Source organism: Streptomyces sp. NPDC086835 (assembly GCF_044745705.1).
Taxonomy (GTDB): Bacteria; Actinomycetota; Actinomycetes; order Streptomycetales; family Streptomycetaceae; genus Streptomyces.
In genome coordinates, this window is sequence record NZ_JBIVAU010000024.1 from 16691 (window position 1) to 33369 (window position 16679).

Annotated in this window: 12 protein-coding genes and 5 pseudogenes; 7 read left to right on the forward strand and 10 right to left on the reverse strand. The window is 65.7% G+C overall.

The window, feature by feature from the left end; translation table 11 throughout:
* Nucleotides 1-1326 precede the first annotated feature (1326 nt).
* The 5 genes from ACIPJI_RS36085 (at nucleotide 1327) to ACIPJI_RS36105 (ending at nucleotide 7001) form a co-directional block, all read left to right on the forward strand.
* A complete protein-coding gene (locus ACIPJI_RS36085; protein ID WP_402251176.1) occupies nucleotides 1327-2649 on the forward strand; it encodes an extracellular solute-binding protein in 1323 nt (440 codons plus the stop codon).
* Nucleotides 2650-2823: 174 nt separating this feature from the next.
* Nucleotides 2824-3693, forward strand: coding sequence for a carbohydrate ABC transporter permease (locus ACIPJI_RS36090; RefSeq protein ID WP_402251178.1), 870 nt, complete (start codon nucleotides 2824-2826; stop codon nucleotides 3691-3693).
* Between the two features lie 113 nt (nucleotides 3694-3806).
* Nucleotides 3807-4577: a carbohydrate ABC transporter permease gene (locus ACIPJI_RS36095; protein WP_402251196.1), complete on the forward strand. Its 771-nt coding sequence runs from the start codon at nucleotides 3807-3809 to the stop codon at nucleotides 4575-4577.
* A 73-nt stretch (nucleotides 4578-4650) separates the two neighbouring features.
* Nucleotides 4651-6081: a glycoside hydrolase family 32 protein gene (locus tag ACIPJI_RS36100; protein WP_402251180.1), complete on the forward strand. Its 1431-nt coding sequence runs from the start codon at nucleotides 4651-4653 to the stop codon at nucleotides 6079-6081.
* Nucleotides 6082-6083: 2 nt separating this feature from the next.
* Nucleotides 6084-7001, forward strand: coding sequence for a carbohydrate kinase (locus ACIPJI_RS36105; protein WP_402251181.1), 918 nt, complete (start codon nucleotides 6084-6086; stop codon nucleotides 6999-7001).
* Nucleotides 7002-7191: 190 nt separating this feature from the next.
* On the opposite strand, the gene ACIPJI_RS36110 is transcribed toward ACIPJI_RS36105, so the two are convergent.
* The 7 genes and pseudogenes from ACIPJI_RS36110 to ACIPJI_RS36140 all read right to left on the reverse strand — a co-directional run bounded on the left by ACIPJI_RS36110 (nucleotide 7192) and on the right by ACIPJI_RS36140 (nucleotide 11640).
* A complete protein-coding gene (locus tag ACIPJI_RS36110; protein WP_402251182.1) occupies nucleotides 7192-7341 on the reverse strand; it encodes a hypothetical protein in 150 nt (49 codons plus the stop codon).
* 34 nt (nucleotides 7342-7375) lie between these two features.
* Nucleotides 7376-7758: pseudogene (locus ACIPJI_RS36115) on the reverse strand (hypothetical protein).
* Nucleotides 7724-8173: pseudogene (locus ACIPJI_RS36120) on the reverse strand (hypothetical protein); the annotation flags it as partial. The pseudogenes ACIPJI_RS36115 and ACIPJI_RS36120, both read right to left, overlap by 35 nt.
* A gap of 45 nt (nucleotides 8174-8218) precedes the next feature.
* Nucleotides 8219-8353, reverse strand: a pseudogene (locus ACIPJI_RS36125) (transposase); the annotation flags it as partial.
* Nucleotides 8354-9317: 964 nt separating this feature from the next.
* Nucleotides 9318-10025, reverse strand: a pseudogene (locus tag ACIPJI_RS36130) (IS256 family transposase); the annotation flags it as partial.
* Nucleotides 10026-10063: 38 nt separating this feature from the next.
* Nucleotides 10064-10744 (reverse strand): transposase, encoded by a 681-nt coding sequence (locus ACIPJI_RS36135; protein WP_402251183.1) that lies wholly within the window; start codon nucleotides 10742-10744, stop codon nucleotides 10064-10066.
* A gap of 656 nt (nucleotides 10745-11400) precedes the next feature.
* Nucleotides 11401-11640 carry a hypothetical protein gene (locus ACIPJI_RS36140; RefSeq protein ID WP_402251185.1) on the reverse strand — a complete coding sequence of 80 codons (240 nt, stop codon included), beginning with the start codon at nucleotides 11638-11640 and terminating at the stop codon, nucleotides 11401-11403.
* A gap of 378 nt (nucleotides 11641-12018) precedes the next feature.
* On the opposite strand from ACIPJI_RS36140, the gene ACIPJI_RS36145 reads away from it, so the two are divergent.
* Nucleotides 12019-12195, forward strand: a complete 177-nt coding sequence (locus tag ACIPJI_RS36145; protein ID WP_402251198.1) for a hypothetical protein — start codon at nucleotides 12019-12021, stop codon at nucleotides 12193-12195.
* Here the strand turns inward: ACIPJI_RS36145 and ACIPJI_RS36150 are convergent.
* Both ACIPJI_RS36150 and ACIPJI_RS36155 read right to left on the reverse strand, forming a co-directional pair.
* Complete coding sequence (locus ACIPJI_RS36150; protein WP_402251187.1) at nucleotides 12126-12539, reverse strand: DDE-type integrase/transposase/recombinase; 414 nt, start codon at nucleotides 12537-12539, stop codon at nucleotides 12126-12128. The genes ACIPJI_RS36145 and ACIPJI_RS36150 overlap by 70 nt on opposite strands.
* A 115-nt stretch (nucleotides 12540-12654) precedes the next feature.
* Entirely contained in the window at nucleotides 12655-13047 is a 393-nt protein-coding gene (locus ACIPJI_RS36155; RefSeq protein WP_402251188.1) for a hypothetical protein, read from the reverse strand.
* A gap of 751 nt (nucleotides 13048-13798) precedes the next feature.
* On the opposite strand from ACIPJI_RS36155, the pseudogene ACIPJI_RS36160 reads away from it, so the two are divergent.
* A pseudogene (locus ACIPJI_RS36160) lies at nucleotides 13799-14641 on the forward strand (RNA-guided endonuclease InsQ/TnpB family protein); the annotation flags it as partial.
* Between the two features lie 112 nt (nucleotides 14642-14753).
* Here the strand turns inward: ACIPJI_RS36160 and ACIPJI_RS36165 are convergent.
* The coding region (locus tag ACIPJI_RS36165; protein WP_402251190.1) for a LuxR C-terminal-related transcriptional regulator at nucleotides 14754-16679 on the reverse strand (1926 nt) is incomplete at its 5' end.

Genomic DNA, 16679 nt, shown 5'->3' on the forward strand with positions numbered 1-16679 from the left:
GCGCGGATCTCCTGACAGGGGCATCCTCTCTTCAACGACCGCCGCATTTTTCTCCCGTCCCTGACGCGCCCGGGCGCGCCGGTCATTCGCCCAGGGGGCCGAGGGTATGCAGCACATGGATGTAGCAGCAACTAGCGGTTCTCTGCATCTTTATGGAGGTTTCGGGATGCTCAACAAGTTCTTTGCTCACTGCCGGAGCAGCTTGGTCCACCTCTTCGCAGGCCACCGGCCTGGACACGATCGCAACGTCCGCCCAGGCCGTCGCCGTCGTCAACTCAGGTCTGTCACGGATGAAGACGACACTTTTCGACACGGAGCTTGATGGTGAGAGGCAGCCGCGGCCCGATCGTGCTGCCCCGCTTCCTGCGCGGCTCTCCGGCGCGGTAGCGATGGACCGGCGGCAACGTGTGCGCTGGCTTTCTGGGGTCCGATTCAGCAGTCGGCCTGGCGCAGCGGCCGACTGCTGGCGCGGTGATCGACCGGTGCGACGCACCTGAACCCGAGGCGGCCGAGCTCTGCAGGGCCGCCTCACCGGCAAGTCGTGTAACGAAATGGACATGGAGTGTTGACACATGTGACGTCGGCCCTCACAGTCTTGCTAATTCGATTTAGCACGGAGGTGAGGCAGTGGCGGGACATCGGGTGATCCATGGCTCCTGGAGCCTCACGAGCAGGCGTCTCACCAACGACCGCGGTGTGTGGACCTGCTGTGTGGGGCTGCCTGGGGGCCTCGGGCTCTACGTCCCGTCCGCAATCCAGGCCGGGCGCCCCGCCGCAGATGCCCTCCTCGCGGCGGACAGCTCCGTCGGCGTGGGGGCCTCAGTGGCCACGAGGCCATCCCGGAGCCCCTCGAGGGCGTGTTCGCCGGCATTGAGCGCATGCTCGAATGCCAGGAGGCGGTCCGGGAAGCCGGCCCAGTTCCCAGCAGGCGTCGTCGACTGTGGATCGGGCGCCGAGGGTGGCTACCGGGCAGCCCATGCTGCGAACTGGCCACCAGGCCTGTGCCTTCGTTCGTGCCACGGACAAACCCTCGTCGGCACCCGTCAAGCTCCTACCGAGACCGGCCGGTCCGCCCGTGGGCAGGTCTCCATCGTCTCATTCGACGAACAGGGCATCGCCGCCTGGCTCAAGCCTCTTGGGACTGCCGCGCCGAGCGGTGGCCATCGAGCTGATCTTCAGCGGCCTCCCGCATGCCCCAGCGCGCATGGCTCGCCCACGTCGTCGCACGAGCATATGAGAGTTGTGCGGAGGCGGCGGGCTGCCGCTCGCTCCCCACACTGCAATGGCCCATCCACCCACATTCACTGACACGGAACGGATGAACACATGCGCAAGACCATCCTAGCCGCGCCCTGCGCCTTGCTCGTTCTCACCACAGCCGCCTGCCAAAGCCAGGGCGCCGACTCCAGCGATCGGGCCTGCGACGGGAAGATCGATGGCAAGCGGACCCTCAGCACCTTCTACCACGGCGGCGGTGCCGAAAAGAAGGCGTTTCTGAGCGTCGTCGAAGAATTCAACAAGAGTCAGGACAAGGTGACTGTCGACGTTCAGAGCGTTCCGGAGGGCACTTACAACGACTCGGTCAAGGCTGCGTCCGCGTCGGACAAACTCCCTGACCTACTCGACCTCGACGGACCCAATCTCTACAACTATGCGTGGAACGGTGATCTGATCCCGCTGGAGAGCTGCCTCAAGGCCTCAACGCGCAAGGATCTGCTGCCTTCGATCATCGAACAGGGAACGTACAACAGCAAGCTCTACGGCGTCGGCGCCTTCGACTCTGGCCTCGTCCTGTATGCATACAAGTCAGCACTCAAAGAAGTGGGTGCCCGCATACCTGCCGGTGTCGACGACGCCTGGACCAGTCAGGAGTTCACCGAGATCCTGGCCAAACTGAAGAAGGCCGGCTATGACCGGCCCCTCGACATGCACATGTGGTACGGACGTCAGGGCGAATGGTTCAGCTATGCCTTCAGCCCAATCGTCCAGTCGGCCGACGGCGATCTCATTGCCCGCGACGACTACCAGAGTGCCTCCGGGACCCTGGACAAACCCTCCGTAGTCAAGGCAATGACGGTCTTTCAGTCCTGGTTCGACAACAAGTACGTGGACACCGAAGCCCAGGACGACAATCCGTTCCTGAAGAAAAAGAGCCCGATCGCCTGGAACGGTATGTGGGCCTACAAGAACGGCTACAAGAAGGCCGCCGGTGATGACCTTGCTGTCATCCCACTGCCTAACTTCGGCACCGGCTCCAAGAATGGTATGGGCTCCTGGCAGTTCGGCATCACCCGCAAGGCCGAAGAGCCCGACGCCGCCGCCGCCTTCCTGGAGTACTTGCTCACCAAGAAGAGCCTGCTGACGATGTATGAGGCGGTGGGCGCGCCTCCGGCGACGGCCACGGCTCTCGGCGAAACCGATCTCTATGCTCCCGGCGGACCGATGAGCCTCATCACCGACAGCCTCAACAAGGCACCTGACGTAGCGGTTCCCCGGCCCCAGACCCCGGCATACCCGGCCATCACTCAGGCGTTCGCCCAGGCCGTGGACGACATCAGCCAGGGCAAGGACGTCCAGGAGGCCCTGGAGAAGGCTGCCCGCACCATTGACCAGGACATCGAGGACAACGGCGGATACCCCGTCAAGTAGTCCCCATTCGCGGCGCGGGCGTTTGCCCTAGGTGGCCGCACCACCGCTCAACTCGCACGGTCCGAGGTAACCTCCATGTCTCGTCCTCTTCCGGCCGCCTCTTCTCTGAAGAGGCCGGCCAGCCCACCCCGATCGCGACGGCGCCCGGCCTCCCGGGCACGCGGCCGGGCGCGGGTGACGCCGCTCCTGTTTTCCGCTCCTGCAGTAGCCTTGCTCGCCCTCTTTCTCGTCTTTCCGTTCGCCTCAGCCGTCGTGCTGTCCTTCAGTAACCAGCGGCTGTCCTCCCCGCTTCCGGTCGAATTCACGGGCCTGGAGAACTATCGGAGGATATTTGCCGATCCTCAGTTCTGGAGAGCATTTTCTAACAACGCTCTGTTCGCGGCGATCGTCGTTCCGGTACAGACAGCAGCCGCACTGGGGCTCGCGGTTCTCGTCAACAGGCAACTCCCGGGCCGGCTGTTCTTCCGCACCGTCTACTTTCTTCCCACCGTCACGGTCATGGCAGTCGCTGCCGTCGTATGGAAGCTACTGCTCCTGCCCGAGTCCGGGCTGGTCAACGGATTCCTCGGCACAGTGACTTTCGGGAATTTCCAGCCCGGATGGCTCTCCAGTACCTCGTGGGCAATGCCGGCGATAGTCGTAACGTCAATCTGGCAAGGGGTCGGCTTCCAGATGGTGATATTCCTTGCCGGGCTCCAGGCGATTCCCGCCTCACTGTACGAAGCCGCTCGCATGGACGGCGCCGGCCCATGGCAGCAGTTCCGCCATGTGACTCTCCCGGGGCTGCGCAACACCATGATCTTCGTGATCAATGTGACGGCGATCTTCGCCTTCCGGCTCTTCGACCAGGTCTACCTGATGCCCCAATTCCCGGGCGGCCCGCTGGATTCCACGCGAACGATGATGCTCGAGCTGCTGCAAACCGGTTACAACCGCCGCATGATCGGCCAGGCAGCAGCAATCGCCGTTGTCTTCTTCTTGTTCGTCCTTGCCGTCACGTTCGTCCAGCGCCGGCTCGGCCGTGAGGAGCGTGCCGTCCGATGAATCTCTCCACGGATCGTCGCTCACCCACCGGGAAGCGCCGAGTGACACGAAACCGGTCCAGCACCCACAACCGAACCCTGCACTACACAATCTGTGGTCTTGTCGCCGTGGTCATGCTCGTGCCGCTGGCCTTCATGTTCGCAGGCGCGCTCAAGCCCAACGCCGACGTACTCGCCGAGGGCGGGAGCTGGCAGGCGCTGATACCGACCCAGGTCAGCGTGGACAACTTCATCAGTGCCTGGGAGCGATCCGCCTTCGGGCAGTTGCTCTTCAACTCCCTGGTCGTGTGCGGCATCACCGTAGGCCTGGGCCTCGTCGTCAACAGCATGTTCGGCTATGCGCTTGCCCGGCTGCGTTGGACAGCCAGGAACATCGTGCTCGCCGCCGTCGTCGCTCTCATCATCATCCCGTTCGAGGCGCTGGCCATCCCACTGCTGCTGATGGTGACGGAGCTCGGGTGGCTGGACACCTACCAGGCCCAGATCATCCCGTTCATCGCCAGTCCCTTCTTCATCTACCTCTTCTACTCGTTCTTCCTTACGCTTCCCCGAGAGCTGGAGGAAGCCGCGTTCGTGGACGGAGCCGGCCCACTGCGCACCTTCCTCAGCGTCATCGTCCCGCTGTCGAAGCCCGCATATGCATCCGTAGCGATCCTGAGCTTCCTGATGACATGGGGCCAACTCCTATGGCCCGTCATGGTCACGCGCAGCGAGAACGTACGGCCCCTACCAGTCGGAATGGCCGTGTTCCAGACACTGCCCCCCCTGCAATGGGGCGACATCATGGCTTTCGCCGCCATGATGACCCTCCCCACCCTCATCGTCTTCCTCATCTTCCAGCGGGCGTTCATCCAAGGCGTCGCAGCTCAGGCGGTCAAGGAATGACGGGTTGACAGCCGGGGATGACTCTCGCCGACGCCCACAAGCTACCCAAGACAGCACTTCCGAAAGGCTGCCCATGGGCAACCGCACGCCGGACCCGCACCTGCCCGAGGTCCATCTGCGCCCGCCGGCCAACTGGATCAACGACCCTAACGGACTCGTGCACCACAACGGGTGGTACCACGTGTTCTTCCAGCACAATCCGCAGGCGCCCACCCACGACAACATCCACTGGGGCCACTACCGCAGTCGAGACCTCCTGTGCTGGGAGCCCCTGCCCACCGCTCTCACACCCGAACCCGGGTGGCACGACAGCGACGGCTGCTTCTCGGGCAACGCCGTCTCGCACAACGGCAGGATCACCGCGTTCTATTCGGCGTACCGCTCCGGGGAGCGCTGGCAGCCCGTGGCCGCGGCGGACTCAGACCCAGACGGTCGCCACTTCACCAAGCGTCCCGAACTCCTGGTGCCCCAGGCTCCGGACGGCGTCACTACTTTCCGCGACCCCTACGTCTGGAACGACGGCGACTCGTGGCGAATGCTCGTCGGGGCCGGATACGCGGACGGAAGCGGAGCAGCCCTCCTGTACGAGAGCGAGGATCTCGCCTCCTGGACCTACCGCGGACCACTTCACAGACGCGCCGACACGGATCCGGCCGCCCCCCTGGTACGCACCGGGGAGGCGTGGGAGTGCCCGCAGCTGGCCGTATATCCGGACGGACGCGCCCTGCTCCTCACTAGCACCTGGTACCAGCGGACCGGTCCCTCCCACGTGGTCGCCTGGTCCGGACAGGGGGACGGTGACCGCTACCTGTTCAACGCGGTCGACCGCTTCGACCACGGTCCCGACTTCTACGCCCCGGCGCTGCTGCACACACCCGACGGTCGCTGGCTTCTCTGGGGCTGGTCCTGGGAGGCACGGGACGGGTCGTGCCCGGAGGGGGCAGGATGGGCCGGTGTCCTCACTCTGCCGCGGGAAATCTGTCTCGATGGTGAGGGGCGTCCCCGCCAGGCACCTGCCCAGGAGCTGACTGGCCTGCGGTGCGGTGCGCCTGAGCAGGCGATTCACACCGCGCAGCCCGGGACGGAGACCGTGCTCGGCGCCGTGGGCGCCGCGGCGGACATCTGTCTCTTCATCGGCCTGGGAGACGACCCCGCATGGGGATTGAGGATCGTGACCGGGCAGGGCGCCACGGAGTACCTGGATCTGGAGATCCGCGGCAGCGTACTCACCGTTGACCGTGGGCGGGCGTCCGCCGATCCCAGCGCACACATCGGGTCGTACCGAATGCCACTGCCGGAGGCCGTTCCTGGTGGCATTGTCCACCTCCGCATCCTGCTCGATCACTCCATCGCAGAGATCTTCACTGGTTCTGGTGAGGCCATGACCCTGCGGTTCTACCCGTCCGGCAACGGTCCTCTGACCCTGTTGTCCCGGGGATCGGGCGCGGACAGCGCGGTAGTGACCATGGAAGCCTACGCACTGCGTGCACTCGGGGAAGGATGAATATGAGCAGCGCGACGCGTGTAACTGTTGTCGGAGAGGTCCTCGTCGACATGCTCTGGCGGCTGGGAGAGCAGCCACGGCTGACACCGGGCGGCAGCCCGGCGAACGTAGCCGTCGGGCTCAAGCGGCTGGGCCGGCCGGCATCCCTCGTGACCGCATGGGTCAATGATCCTCCGGGGCAAATAGTCAACGCACACTTGCGATCAACCGGAGTGGACATCGTGAGGGTGCCGAGCGCCTCACTTCGCACCCCGCTGGCAGTGGCCTACGTTGACGAGAACGGCTCCGCCTCCTACGAGTTCCTCGCTACATGGGATCCCCACATCCTTCCCCTGCCCGCCGACACGGCGATCCTGCACACGGGCTCTTTGGCCGTGGTAGTCGAACCGGGGGCCTCCTATGTCCTCAAGCTCTGTCGAGAGGTCCGCGCCCAGGGCCGCACGCTCGTCGTTGCTGACCTGAACGTCCGCCCCGCCGTTCAACCCGACAGGATCGTCTACCGTGAAATGGCACTCACGCTCGCGACGGCTACCGACGTCATCAAAGCAAGCGACGAGGATCTCGCCTGGCTCTTTCCAAACATGCAACCGATAGACGCCGCCCGGGCCCTGCTGGCCAAGGGACCTCGGCTCGTTGTAGTCACGCAGGGCCGCCATGGCGCCCTGGCCCTGACGAGCAACGGAGACGTGCATATTCCCGCCCCCCAGGTTCAGGTCGCCGACACGGTCGGTGCCGGAGACGCATTCCAGGCCGCTCTCTTGGACTGCCTTGCTGACGCGGGGATTCCTACCGCTCCGGCGAGGCTCACTCAGGTGCTCAGTCGTTGTGCGATGGCTGCTGCTCTGAACTGCACACGAATAGGGAGCAGCCCCCCGACGCAGCAGGAACTGCAGTCAGCGCTTCTTCGTTCACAAACGTGATTCAGAACTGCGACGGCGCCGACTCCCGTGTCAAAATTGCCGCGGTGCCATGAGAGCAGCGGACTGCGCGCCTTGAGCTGAAGCGGCTCCCGCGCCTGGGAATGCAGTCCGCTGGCGAGATCGGCCTGTGTCATGTCGTCACGCTCGGCCGGTATGAGCCAGCGGGCGGATGCCCGGGTATTGGTCCGCTCTACCACAGCACGTCGTCGACGGCCTCAGCGACGGCGTGCAGGTGGCTTATCACCATCACAAGGCGGTAGCCCGGCCTGGATGCGCAGTACCTCAAGGGCCAAGTCAGTGCGGTGGTGTCGAGGGCGGCGAAGCCCTCGTCTAGAAACATGGAGCCGAGGGCCGGCCTGCTGCGGGAGTGCAGCTCAGCAAGTGCCAGGGCGGATGGATTTCACCGCGAACTCGCCCGTGTCGTGGTCGGTCCCGACATTGACCCAGTCGGTGTTGCGGGCGATGTCGTAGAGCCCGTAGGCGATGACCACGGGCTGGTCACTGGTGGTGAACGTGTGGCAGTCCACACGGACGGGTTCTTGCCCGGCCGCCAGATGCCTCCCGGCCGGTCGCGGTTGCCAAGCCACTCTTTGGCCTTGGAGTCCACGCTGATCACCGGCTGGTTGTCTTCGAGGAAGGCCCCGGCGGTGGCGTCGATGTGCGTGAACTGGGCATCCCGGTTCGGATGAATGGCGCCTTCCGTGGTCTTGGCGGTGGCCTGCAGGGTTGAATCCCACGGCGTGCAACAGGCGCCCAACGGTCGCCGCGCTGACCGGGTGGCTCTGAGGGGTCAGCGCCGAGGACAGGGACCGCAGTGAGAGCGTGGTCCAGCGCAACGGGGAGACCGGATCGCCCCGGGTGTGCGGCTCGATCAGAGCTTCAGCGGGCAGCAGACCGGGGTCGTTGACCGTCACCGGCTTACGGCCGGCTCCTGGAGCTCGGACCGCCCGGCAGGGGCGCCCGGACAGCTCGGCGATCCCGCGTGCGACGGTCACCGCACTGGCGCCAGAAGCGGCCGCCACCAGCGTGATCCCGCCGTGGCCAAGCGCGGCGGCCTCGCTCGCCAGGTAGATCCGACGGCGCCGCTCATCGAGGTGGGGAAGAAACTGATCGAACTTCGCCCTCAAGCCACAACTGAAGCCCGAGTGGCCGTACGCGCAGTCACACCTCATTGTCCCGCCAACGCCCCTGCACCGCACAGTGATTGAGATACAGGCCCCAGCGGTGCCGGAGTACTGCCGCTGGACACTGGCCGACCGCACGCCCTTCTTCAGGAAGCCGGTGTCGTCGACGATCAGGATCCCCGCTCCTCGCTCACCTCCTGCGGATTCGAGCGACCAGCGCAGCCTCAACCAGCCTGACTTGCACCGCCAGTGCAGCAGCCCGTTGGGCCTCGTGTTCGCATATTTCAGAGGCGCATTCTGCGGCGTATTTCGTAAATCCACTGGGCGGTTTCTGGGACAGCGCACGGCGATTCGATCGCGCACCTGCCGATTCCGCGACAAGCAGGAAGCGGACCATTCTCGCAAGTATCACTGGCTCTCTGTGCAGGGCTGACTCAAACCGCCACCGCCCTGGAGCAATATCAAAGAGCCAGGCTTTTGCCGACTCAACGAACTTTGGCGAATTGGGCCGAGAAACGGAACTGGGCCATACACGCTGAAAGGAAGCCCCACGCATGATTTCTCCCTGGCGCGTCATCTTAAGTCAGCTGTTAGCCCCTAAGACGACTGCATAGACGGCATTTCAGGCAATTTATCGACCTGTGCAGCTGCTTTCATCCGCCAACTGGCGGTAAGTTCAATGAGCCGCCACCCCGGCCAGCCGACTGGGAGCCGCCAGTCGCTCGAGCGTGCAGGCGGCCGCCACAGCGCTCAGATTCCAGGAAACCGTTCGAACTACAGCATTCGCAGCCGGGCCCGGCCAGGCGCGGCCCCTTCCCCAGAAGACACTTGCGCGACGAACGACGGCGTCATACTCAGAGACCATGAGGCGGCACGCCGTTCTGCCCGTCTTGACGCCCGGCGGGCGAGCATGCCGGCGCAAGCCCTACCGCCGGACCCATGCCCCGGCCCGAGCAGGCAAGAGGCAAAAAGAGAGACATGCTGATGGGCAGCTCTTGACCACCACTGCAAGGACGAGGCGACCGCCCGCAAGGCCACCCACGAGGTCGACATGGACCAGCGCTGGGACGTGAGTTTCCGGTCGACCGACGCCCCGTGTCCAGCACTTCAAGGCCTGGTGCTGGCGGTCCTGGTTACCGCCGCGTCGGTGCTGGGTGTGTCAACTTAACGGCTGATCGTGGTTATCGAGTGGTCAGTTGTTGCTCGGGGTGAAGCGGCCCTCGAAGGCGATCTGGAACGCGTTCAGGGGTGCCTTCCAGCGCATGGTCCACCGCTTGCGGCCCTTGCCGGTCGGGTCCAGGCTCATCAGCGCCATGTAGATGCACTTGAGGGCGGCGGCCTCGTTGGGGAAGTGCCCGCGGGCGCGGACGGCCTTGCGGATGCGGGCATTGACGCTCTCGATCGCGTTCGCGCTGCAGATGACCTTGCGTATCTCGACGTCGAAGGAGAGGAAGGGCACGAACTCGACCCAGGCGTCCGACCACAGCTTCACGATCGCCGGATACTTCCGTCCCCGGGACTCCTGGAACTCCAGGAACCGCTCCGTGGCCGTGTCCTCGCTGGGTGCGGTGTAGACGGGCCTGAGGGCCTTGGCGATCTTGTCCCAGTCCTGGCGGGCAGCGTAACGGAACGAGTTCCGCAGCAGGTGAACCACGCACGTCTGGACGATCGTGCGAGGCCAGACGGTCTCCACGGCCTCAAGAAGGCCCTTGAGCCCGTCGCAGACCAGCATCAGCACATCGTCCAAGCCGCGGTTCTTCAGCTCGGTGAACACGTGCAGCCAGTACTTCGCGCCCTCGCCGCCGCCGGCCCAGATGCCGAGGATGTCGCGCGTGCCGTCCACGGTCACCGCCATCACCACGTAGATCGGACGGTTCGCGACCTGCCCGTCCCTGATCCGGGTTCTGTCGACGATCTTGTGATCCGGACGGGTTGGACTCATCGCGCAAGCAGGACGTGTTTGCGAAGGAGATCGAGGCTGGCCCGGCCGAACATCTGCCGTGCCAGCATCTTCAGCCGGTTGATGTTGCCCTCGACGGCGCCGGAACTGTGGGGAAGGGACAGTCCGTTGCGGACGGCGTCGAAGTCGCGGCGGAGGTTGCGGGCGAAGCCCGCGAGTGGGGCGAGGGAGTCTCGTTCGACCTCGGTGATCCAGTCCTCGAGGCGGTCGCCGCGGCGTGCGGTCATCATGACGGCGAACTTCCTGACGTGCCTGGTGATCCGGTCCAACTCGGGATCGCGTTCACGCAGCCGGTGAAGCTTGCCGGCGTCCTCGTGCCGCAGGTGTTCGGGGTGAGTCATGATCCATGAGGTGACCGCGCGGACCGAGGGAGGCTTCGGTCCCGGATCGGGTGCGTGTCCGCGCCCGGTGCGGTACTGCCGCAGATGACGTTGAACGGCCAACTCGCCTCCGGGGTAGCCCTGGTCCTGAATCTCGCGGTAGAGCTGGGCGGCGTTTCTGACGCCTTCGTTCCAGCGCCGGTGCAGGTAGCCGACATACGGGTCGACGACGTGCGCCCGCTGCAGGCTTTTGGCGACGACGACGTCCGCGGAGGGGGCGCTAACCAGTTTGCGGACGGTGGCCTGGTGCAGTTTCCGGCCGATCCCTGCCTTGGACATCCCCTGCTGCCACAGTTCGTGGGCGGCAGGGCCCAGTCAACGAGGGGCCGCCGCGGTTTCACCCTGCGGGATGTGCGGGCCTGGACCTGACCGCCCGTGCGGTCAGGTCCAGGTCGAGGCAGCTGTCCATGTCCAGCTCGAACCGGCCGTAGGGGTTTCACGCGCGTCCGGAACAACGGGGAGAGCGCCCGCCCGACCGCTTCGGTGAGCATGTCGACCCACTTCTCATCGGCAAAAAACCTGCTGCATCAGCAGCAGGTTGACGTGCACCAGAGCGCACTGGAGCAGGTCGTCCACCACCGCACGCGTCGATCGGAGACGTCGTCACCCGGCTCGGTGACCGCGCCGGACTCAACATCCGACCCAACCGCCCGTCACGACGCGGCGAGAGTCGCGATCGGGCGACGCGCCCTCGGGCACCGCATCAGCCGGCGGACGGCACCGCCCCACGAGGACCAGAGCGATCGTCGTGAGCATCGGACCGCCCAGGCACGGCACCCGAGGGCGTGAGGAAACGCGCCCCGCATCCCCGGACCACGGACACGATCTGCCGGGACCGGATACGGCACGACGCGGGCGACCAGGACGCTCAACACTGTTCGGAGTGTCCGGCTGAGCCGGTGCCACTCATGCTCAATCTCAAGAAGCGGTCCGCGTTACGAGGGGCGGACCGCTCCGGTGCCCGGAGGCAGCGGGCCTGCGGACCGTTCGATCGCGTCCAGGAGAGCGCCGGCCATCATTCTGGCCGGTATCGTCAGGTCGGCGTGGGAGAGCCAGTCGTTCAGGCTGTGATGGCCCTCCAGGTCGGGGGTGCAGCCGGTGGTTTGCACGGGGTGCCGCTGGGCGGCTGCGGCGGCGAGAGCGATCTGCATGCCCTGCGGGTCGGGTACCGCCATAGCCCAGTGGCCGCCTACCTGGTCGACGAGGAACACCAGGCGAGCCCCAGCCGTTTGTTCTGCGCTCCAGCAAGGGCCCAGCGCCTCTGCAAGCGCGGTTGCCAGACGGGCTACTGGGTCAGTGGGCGCTCTCATAGCGTCGGCTCCTGAGGGCTGGCAACCCGGCACCGCCGCCAGATTGTCCTGCCTCTCGACGGTCGGACGCCATGAGGAGTCAATCCGGTTGGTAAGGCGCTGTTCACTCAGGTTCTCCTCTGAGCTTGTTCTGCTTTGACGGACACCGTTGGTTTGGTGGTCAGGCTGCGAGTGCCGTCTCGTCGTCGGCGGGCTGCGGTAGCTGAGCTGCTGTGCAGGCGGTGCAAGTTGTACGAGCCTTCGATGACGTCGAAGATCGCGGTGCGGGCGGCGGCCGGGCTGGGCCACGTGTCGGTGTCGAGCAGCTCACGTTTGATGGTGGTGGAGAGCGATTCGGTGAGCGCTTTGTCTCATCGCTGTCCGGTGCGGCCGACTGACAGCTGGATACCGCCCTGGCCGGCCAGGGCGGCGCATTGCTGACTGGTGTACTGGCACCCGCGATCGGAGTGGAAGATCACCGGACGGATGGGGCAGTGCTGTCGGCAGGCGGCCGTCAGAGCATCAGCGACCAGCTCAGTACGAAGATGACCGGCCGTCGCCCAGCCACCACCCGACGGGAGGCGATGCCGATGACCGTGGGCAGTGGAGACTGCCCTCCGCGGTCGGGATATCCATGATGTCGTCGCACCAGCGAGCGTCCAAGACCGTGGGGTTGGACCGGAAGTACCGGACAACGAGTCGGGCCGCATGGAAGCTCGTGGATCAGGCATCGTGGTCAGGTGCCGCCGTCCACGGTGTCGGCCCCGCCGTCCGGCGGCCCGCATCAGCCAAGCGACACGGCGGCCGCATCCGGCGCCCTCCCGCTTGATACGGCGTGCACGCGTAGGGCGGCATGTGCGGTGCTGCGCACGGGCACCCCGCTGTCTGTAGTGCCGGATGTCAGTTGCAGCCCTCGTTCACGACCTTGTACACGCCCACCGGGCGGCCCTGGCTGAGCACCGGTGTCTCGGTGGTCAGCGGCAGTCGCCGCTCGATCTGCCCGTGGTTGCGCTTGTGGTAGCGCAGCACCAGCTCTCCGGTGGTCCGCACAAGTTTGGGGCGATACACGTAGTGCACCTTGGCCCCGCCGTCGACGCTGACGCTGAAAGAGTGCTCCTCGACCGTGGTGTTGGCCCAACTCGTTGTCGTCGAGGAGTGGTAGCCGGCCTGCACGCCGGCATTGAGTATTCCGGCGAGCGTGGCGCCCACGGAGACCTGGGTGTCCCAGCCGTCGGTGGAGGCCTTGGAGTAGGTGACCGAGTTGCTCACGTGCACGGTTTCGTTGAGGGTCACGCTGCCGGGCTCAGCGTCGCAGGTTTCGATGGTGTTCGACCTCGCCTGGACTGCACCGTAACGCTCGGTGGATTCCTTGGGCAGGAACGTGCACCTGGCCTTCCTGCCAGGGAAAAGTGCGTCGCCACCCGGCAGGTTGATGCAGTCGTTGACATTTGGCTTCAGGGAGTCGGCGGGACTTGCCTTCGCATTGACGGTGGTGCTGAGGGCGAGGAGGGCGGTGGTGGCTGCAACTGTCGTTGCTCGTAAGCGGGAACGCGAGTGGTACATGAACGGCCTCCGACGATCAAGGTACTGGTGAGTGCGGTGGGCGGGTGGGGGTGCGATGCGGAAGGAGGCCGCAGGGGGCATGAGGCTGCCGGACCGGATTGCGCCAGGCTCGATAAGTCCCCTGCACATGTCCAGAGCCGCGAGCGGTCGGCGGCGTGCCCGGTGCTCTCACATCCCAGCGGCCGATCACCCAGCATGACGGGCCGCCGGATGGGCGCACAGAGGCGAACACCTTTCGGTCGGCCGATCTCGCTGGATCGATTTAGCAGATTCTTACGGAGCCTCATCATTCCGTCAAGTAGCAAACAGCACGCGACACTTCGAGCTGGCTGGCCGGCGACGGGCTCCGTGTCCTGCCGTGTCGCGGGAACGACAGTGCTGCACAGGGGGTGCCGAGCGATCTTGCAAAAGGCCCGATCCTGCTCGAGCTCCTGCGCGACTGAGGCCACGCGGGACCGGCCACGCCCCCGGCCGGGCCGGGACGTTCGCGTTCCGGTTCAGGTACGGCCGGCTCACCTGGCGAAGATGTCCGAGCCGTTGGACATTGTGTGGTCCCGACCGCTACCCGAGGGTGCGTCTCCCTCGACGGTGTCCGTGTCGCAGGATGCGGCCGGACGCTGGTTCGTCTGTCTCCTGGTGGAGGACCCGGCCATCAAGCCGCTCCCCGCCAGGGACTCGGCGGTCGGGATCCACACGGGTCTGGAGCATCTGGTGACCCTCTCCACCGGGAGAAGAGCGCCAACCCCCGGCACGAGCGTGCCGACCGCGCCCGCCTGGCCACGGCGCAGCGGCAGCTGGCGCGGAAGGCCAGGGGCGAGGGCGCCAACCGGGCCAAGGCCCGACGCAGGGTCGTGAAGATCCACGCCCGGATCACCGATCGCAGGCGGACCACCTGCACAAGCTGACCACTCGACTCGTGCGTGAAACCAAACGCTCGTGATCGAGGACCTGCACCTGCGTGCGCAACATCCTCACAAACCACACCCTCGCCCGCACCATCAGCGATGCGGCATGGCGGGAACTGCGGACGATGCTGGAATACAAGGCAGCCTGGTACGGGCGCAACCTGGTGGTCGTGGACCGCTTCTTCCCCTCGTCCAGACTGTGCTCCACCTGCGGCGCCTTGCACCACAAGATGCCGCTATCCGTCCGTGCCTGGACGTGCATCTGCGGAACGACCCACGACCGGGACGTGAACGCGGCGAAGAACCTTCTGGCGGCCGGGCTGGCCGTGACAGTCTGTGGAGCTGGTGTAAGACCTCAACAGAGAACTCCGGACGGGCAGTCGGCGACGAAGCAGAAAACCCCACGGCGCGAGCCGTAGGAATCCCCCTCGTCCACGAGGGGGAGGAAGTCAACATCTGCACAGCCGCATCAAGTGGGTCTCCCTACAGCAACCTCACTTTCTGTGCTCGCGGCGCACTGGGACGTCAAGCTCAGTACTGGGAGGAGTGTTTGTTGGCGAGTTCGGTGCGATTTGCGATCTGGAGTTTGGCGAATACGTGAGCCAAATGAGCCTTTACAGTGCTGCGTGCCATAAACAGTTGTTCGGCGATCTGTGGGTTGGAGAGTCCCTGCGCGGCCAGTTCGGTCACCTGGCGCTCCACGGGTGTCAGGCTTTGCCAGCCTTGCTGTGGGCGTGCCCGTCGCCCCCGGCCACGCCGGGCGTGGTCGGCCAGGTCTGTGAGAGACATCGACGCGCCCTCACGTTGCAGTGAGGTGAGTTGTGAGGCCGGCAGGGCCTGGATGGTTTCCGCGGAGAGGCTGTCCCAGAGGTGTTGCTCGGGGACGGTGCGGACGAATCCCCGCGACGCTCGTGCGCTGTCGATGCCGGCGAGCAGGCGGGCGGCGCGTTCGTGGCGGCCGCGGTGGACTGCGATCGCGGTCAGGATCTCCAGGCAGGTGAGCGTGTCGAGCCACCACTCCCGGTCAACAGCGGTGGCGAGCGCCTCGTGTGCGATCATTTCGGCGCTGCCGATGTCGCCGGCCAGGACGGCGGCCCGGGCATGTCCACACTGAGCGACGACGACGGCTCGTGGGCTGTCCAGCTGCTCAGCGATTGCGATGATCTCACCCGCGTGCACGTTGGCCTGGTCGGGATTCCCGGCAGCCAGAGCACAGCGCATGAGAGCCTCGTGGGCATGCCAGATGATGTAACCCACGCCTTCACTCTCATTATGGAGCGAACGTTCGAAGTGCACGCGTGCCGTCTTCCAATTTCCGCTGGCGAGTTCGGCAAAACCGAGGGCCTGCAACAGCACTCCCACACCGATGCGTGTGGTGTCCTGCTGGGCCTCCTCGAGTTGGGCCAGGGCTCGTGCGCGTCCGGTGTCGGGGTGGCCGCCGAAGGTGTCACACAGCGACTGCAGGGCGGCGGTGCATGACTGACTGAGTGTATCGGCATCGGGCATTGACATTGCACGCTGGGTGAGGGCTTTAGCCTCGGTCAGATGACCGTGGACCAGCGCGCGATCGGATTGGGCCCACAGGCACCAACGCACATCGGTGTCGTCTCCGATGGACTCGGCAAGGGCGAGGGCCTGTGCGGCCGCCTTTTCCATCGCCGAATAGTTCTCCTGGAAGCAGGAGGCCATGGCCACAGCCGTCAGTGCGCCGGTACGTATTTCCGTGTCTCCTACGCTCTCGGCGAGCTCCCGCCCCTGGAACAGCAATGGATAAGCGGCGCCGGGATCGATCATCAGGATCGTCGCTCCCAGGCGTACCAGTGCGTGGGCATGGGCCCGTGGTGCCTCGACGTGCCCGGCCATCTCGATGGCCTCCTGCGACGCACTGATCGCTCGGACCAGGTCACCCTTGAAGAACGACAGGCTGCCCAGTGTCGCCAGTGCCAGCGCGCGGGCCGGCGAGGGTGTGGAATCAGTGGATGCCAGGGCCAGTTCGGTGGCCGTGATGCCCTCGGCCAGCCGTTTCCGCAGACGCCAATAGTTCCTCAGGGCGGACGTGAGGTGCAGGGCCTCGCTGCGGTGCTCCCGGCAGGCCCAGTCGGTGGCACTGCGCAGATTCGCCGACTCCAGGTCCAGCCGGGCGCGACCGGCTTCTCTCAGCGCCCACAGTTCAATGTCCGCCTGCTCCGCCAGCCGCGTGTAGTGCCGACCGTGCCGTTCAGTGACCGCGGCTTGCACCTGCGACTCGCCGGCCAGCTGCTCAGCGGCGTACTGCCGGATCGGAGTAAGCATCCTGAAGCGCGTGGAAGCACCCACACGCTCGGCGACAACCAATGATTTGTCCACCAGCGCAGCGAGCAGGTCCAGCACGTCGGCGCGCGGGAGCCTCTCGTCGGCGCACACCTCTTCCGCCGCGGCCAGGGTCCAACCGTCGGAGAAGACCGCCAGGCGCCGCAG